Source organism: Galbibacter sp. (assembly GCF_035306585.1).
Classification (GTDB): Bacteria; Bacteroidota; Bacteroidia; order Flavobacteriales; family Flavobacteriaceae; genus Galbibacter.
The window spans coordinates 1-3,077 of the sequence record NZ_DATGNU010000019.1 but is presented as its reverse complement, the minus strand read 5'-3'; the positions used below and the strand labels follow the sequence as shown (position 1 = coordinate 3,077).

Here is a 3,077-nt window from a genome sequence, read left to right as displayed (position 1 = left end):
TTTTTTCACGTTTTTGATAAAAACTAAGCGAATTATGAGTAAACTTAAGGCAGCTATTACTGCTGTAGGAGCTTATGTGCCTGACTTTATTTTGACCAACAAGATGTTGGAAGAAATGGTAGATACAAATGATGAGTGGATAACAACTAGAACTGGAATCAAACAAAGGCACATATTAAAAGAAGAAGGAAAGGGTACTTCTTTTATGGCCATAAAGGCTGCGCAGGAATTGCTGCAAAAAAGTGGAGCTGATCCAAAAGAAATCGACATGGTCATTGTCGCCACGGCCACCCCAGACTTACCTGTAGCTGCAACAGCGGCTTATGTAGCCTCTGAGATTGGTGCCGTTAATGCATTTGCATATGATCTTCAAGCCGCTTGCTCAAGTTTTCTATATGGGATGTCTACTGCTTCGAGTTATATCGAATCGGGGCGTTATAAAAAGATACTATTAATTGGAGCAGATAAAATGTCTTCAATTTTAGATTATACCGATAGAACCACATGCATTATATTTGGAGATGGTGCAGGAGCAGTTCTTTTTGAACCTAATGAAGAAGGATTAGGACTGCAGGATGAATATCTAAGGAGTGATGGTATCGGAAGAGAGTTTTTGAAGATCGATGCTGGAGGTTCTGTACTTCCCGCTTCTTTGGATACTGTAAAGAACAAACAGCATTTTGTTTTCCAAGATGGTAGAACAGTGTTTAAATATGCTGTTTCGAATATGGCTGATGTTGCTGAAAGGATGATGGATCGCAACAATCTAACAAAGGAAGATGTTCAGTGGTTAGTGCCACATCAGGCCAATATGAGGATTATTCAGGCTACGGCTAACCGCGTGGAACTCGACTCGTCTAAAGTAATGATAAACATACAAAAGTACGGAAATACCACATCGGCTACCTTGCCATTATTGTTAAGCGATTACGAAACCCAACTAAAAAAAGGGGATAATTTGATATTTGCTGCCTTTGGAGGTGGCTTTACTTGGGGGTCAATTTATTTAAAGTGGGCCTATAATAGTTAGTAAAAACAAAACTCAAAACTAATAAGAAACAATCATGGATTTAAAGGAAATTCAAAGTTTAATCAAATTCGTGGCAAAATCTGGAGCAAGTGAAGTGAAGCTTGAAACAGAGGATGTAAAAATCACCATCAAAACTGGTTCAGAGGACAAAAAAGGTGAGACGACAACGTATGTTCAGCATATTCCTGTAAATCAGGCTTTGCCTACACAGCCAGTAGCTCCTCAAGCTCCTGCAACTACAGAAGCAGCGCCTGCACCGGCACAATCTTCAGAGGAATACAGCAAATATATTACGATTAAATCTCCTATTATTGGGACTTTTTATAGAAAACCTTCTCCTGATAAACCAAATTTTGTGGAAGTAGGTGATACCATTGCTAAGGGCGATGTACTTTGTATTATTGAGGCGATGAAACTCTTCAATGAAATTGAAGCTGAGGTCTCCGGTAAGATCGTAAAAGTGTTGGCTGATGATTCTTCTCCTGTTGAATTTGATCAGCCTTTATTTTTGGTTGACCCATCATAAGAAATTTTGAATTCTGTGTTTTAGAGGTTCTAAAGGACTTTTAAAATGATTTAAAATTTAAAATCGATAATTTAAAGTTTCAAGAGATGTTTAAAAAAATACTGATTGCAAATAGGGGTGAGATTGCGCTTCGTGTGATTAGAACTTGTAAAGAGATGGGGATTAAAACCGTTGCGGTTTACTCCAAAGCTGATGAGGAAAGTTTACATGTTCGATTTGCAGATGAGGCTGTTTGTATAGGACCAGCACCAAGCAAAGACTCTTATTTGAAAATCTCCAATATCATAGCAGCGGCAGAGATTACCAATGCTGATGCGATACACCCAGGTTATGGGTTCTTATCTGAGAATGCTAATTTTTCAAGAATTTGTAAAGAACACGGCATTAAATTTATAGGTGCAGCCCCAGAGATGATTGACCGTATGGGAGATAAAGCCTCTGCAAAAGCAACGATGAAAGAGGCAGGTGTTCCAACAGTACCTGGTTCTGATGGGTTATTGGACTCTTTAGAACAGGCTAGAAAACTAGCTAAAGAAATGGGCTATCCTGTAATGCTTAAAGCAACTGCAGGAGGTGGTGGAAAAGGGATGCGAGCAGTGTGGAAAGAAGACGACCTTCAAAAAGCACTTGAAAGCGCAAAACAAGAAGCAGGAGCTGCCTTCGGAAATGATGGTATGTACATGGAAAAACTCATTGAAGAGCCGCGACATATTGAAATTCAAATTGTAGGAGATCAATTTGGAAAAGCATGTCACCTTTCAGAAAGAGATTGTTCTGTTCAACGTAGACACCAGAAATTAACCGAGGAGACTCCTTCTCCATTTATGACCGATGATCTACGCGAAAAAATGGGTAAAGCCGCTGTAAGAGCAGCGGAGTTTATTAAATACGAAGGTGCTGGGACCGTAGAATTTTTAGTGGACAAGCACCGGAATTTCTACTTTATGGAAATGAATACTCGTATCCAAGTTGAGCACCCAATTACCGAACAAGTTATTGATTACGATTTGATTCGTGAGCAGATCTTAGTTGCTGCAGGTGTGCCAATTTCCGGTAAAAATTATTTTCCAAAGCTACATTCAATTGAATGTAGAATTAATGCCGAGGATCCTTATAATGATTTTAGACCTTCACCAGGTAAAATTACTACACTTCATGCACCTGGTGGACATGGAATTCGTCTAGACACGCATGTCTATAGCGGGTATGTCATCCCTCCAAACTACGATTCTATGATCGCTAAATTAATTACCACAGCGCAAACGCGTGAGGAGGCCATTAATAAAATGAAGCGTGCTTTGGATGAATTTGTTATCGAAGGAGTTAAAACAACGATTCCGTTCCACAGACAATTAATGGATCATCCAGATTACGTGGCTGGTAATTACACTACAAAATTTATGGAAGACTTCCAAATGGATCCTAAAAAGGAAGAAGATCAATAGTTTTTCTTTTTTTATGATTTCAATGACAATATACCGGCTTGCAATTTCTGCAAGCCGTTTGTCGTTAATAACAATA

General features: G+C 39.0%; 3 protein-coding genes. All 3 read left to right on the top strand.

The genetic code is table 11. The features are described from left to right. Window positions 1-34: 34 nt before the first annotated feature. The 3 genes from VKY50_RS02080 to accC all read left to right on the top strand — a co-directional run bounded on the left by VKY50_RS02080 (window position 35) and on the right by accC (window position 3,001). Entirely contained in the window at window positions 35-1,030 is a 996-nt protein-coding gene (locus tag VKY50_RS02080) for a beta-ketoacyl-ACP synthase III (RefSeq protein WP_324298350.1), read from the top strand. 34 nt (window positions 1,031-1,064) lie between these two features. Beyond that, entirely contained in the window at window positions 1,065-1,556 is a 492-nt protein-coding gene (accB, locus tag VKY50_RS02075) for an acetyl-CoA carboxylase biotin carboxyl carrier protein (RefSeq protein ID WP_324298348.1), read from the top strand. 86 nt (window positions 1,557-1,642) lie between these two features. Beyond that, on the top strand, window positions 1,643-3,001 hold the full coding sequence (gene accC, locus VKY50_RS02070; RefSeq protein ID WP_324298346.1) for an acetyl-CoA carboxylase biotin carboxylase subunit: 1,359 nt from the start codon (window positions 1,643-1,645) through the stop codon (window positions 2,999-3,001). The last annotated feature ends 76 nt before the right edge of the window (window positions 3,002-3,077 follow it).

Excerpts from the sequence above, each read along its gene's own strand:
- VKY50_RS02080 (WP_324298350.1), top strand. The coding sequence starts at position 35 with ATGAGTAAACTTAAGGCAGCTATTACTGCTGTAGGAGCTTATGTGCCT.
- accB (WP_324298348.1), top strand. The coding sequence starts at position 1,065 with ATGGATTTAAAGGAAATTCAAAGTTTAATCAAATTCGTGGCAAAATCT.
- accC (WP_324298346.1), top strand. The coding sequence starts at position 1,643 with ATGTTTAAAAAAATACTGATTGCAAATAGGGGTGAGATTGCGCTTCGT.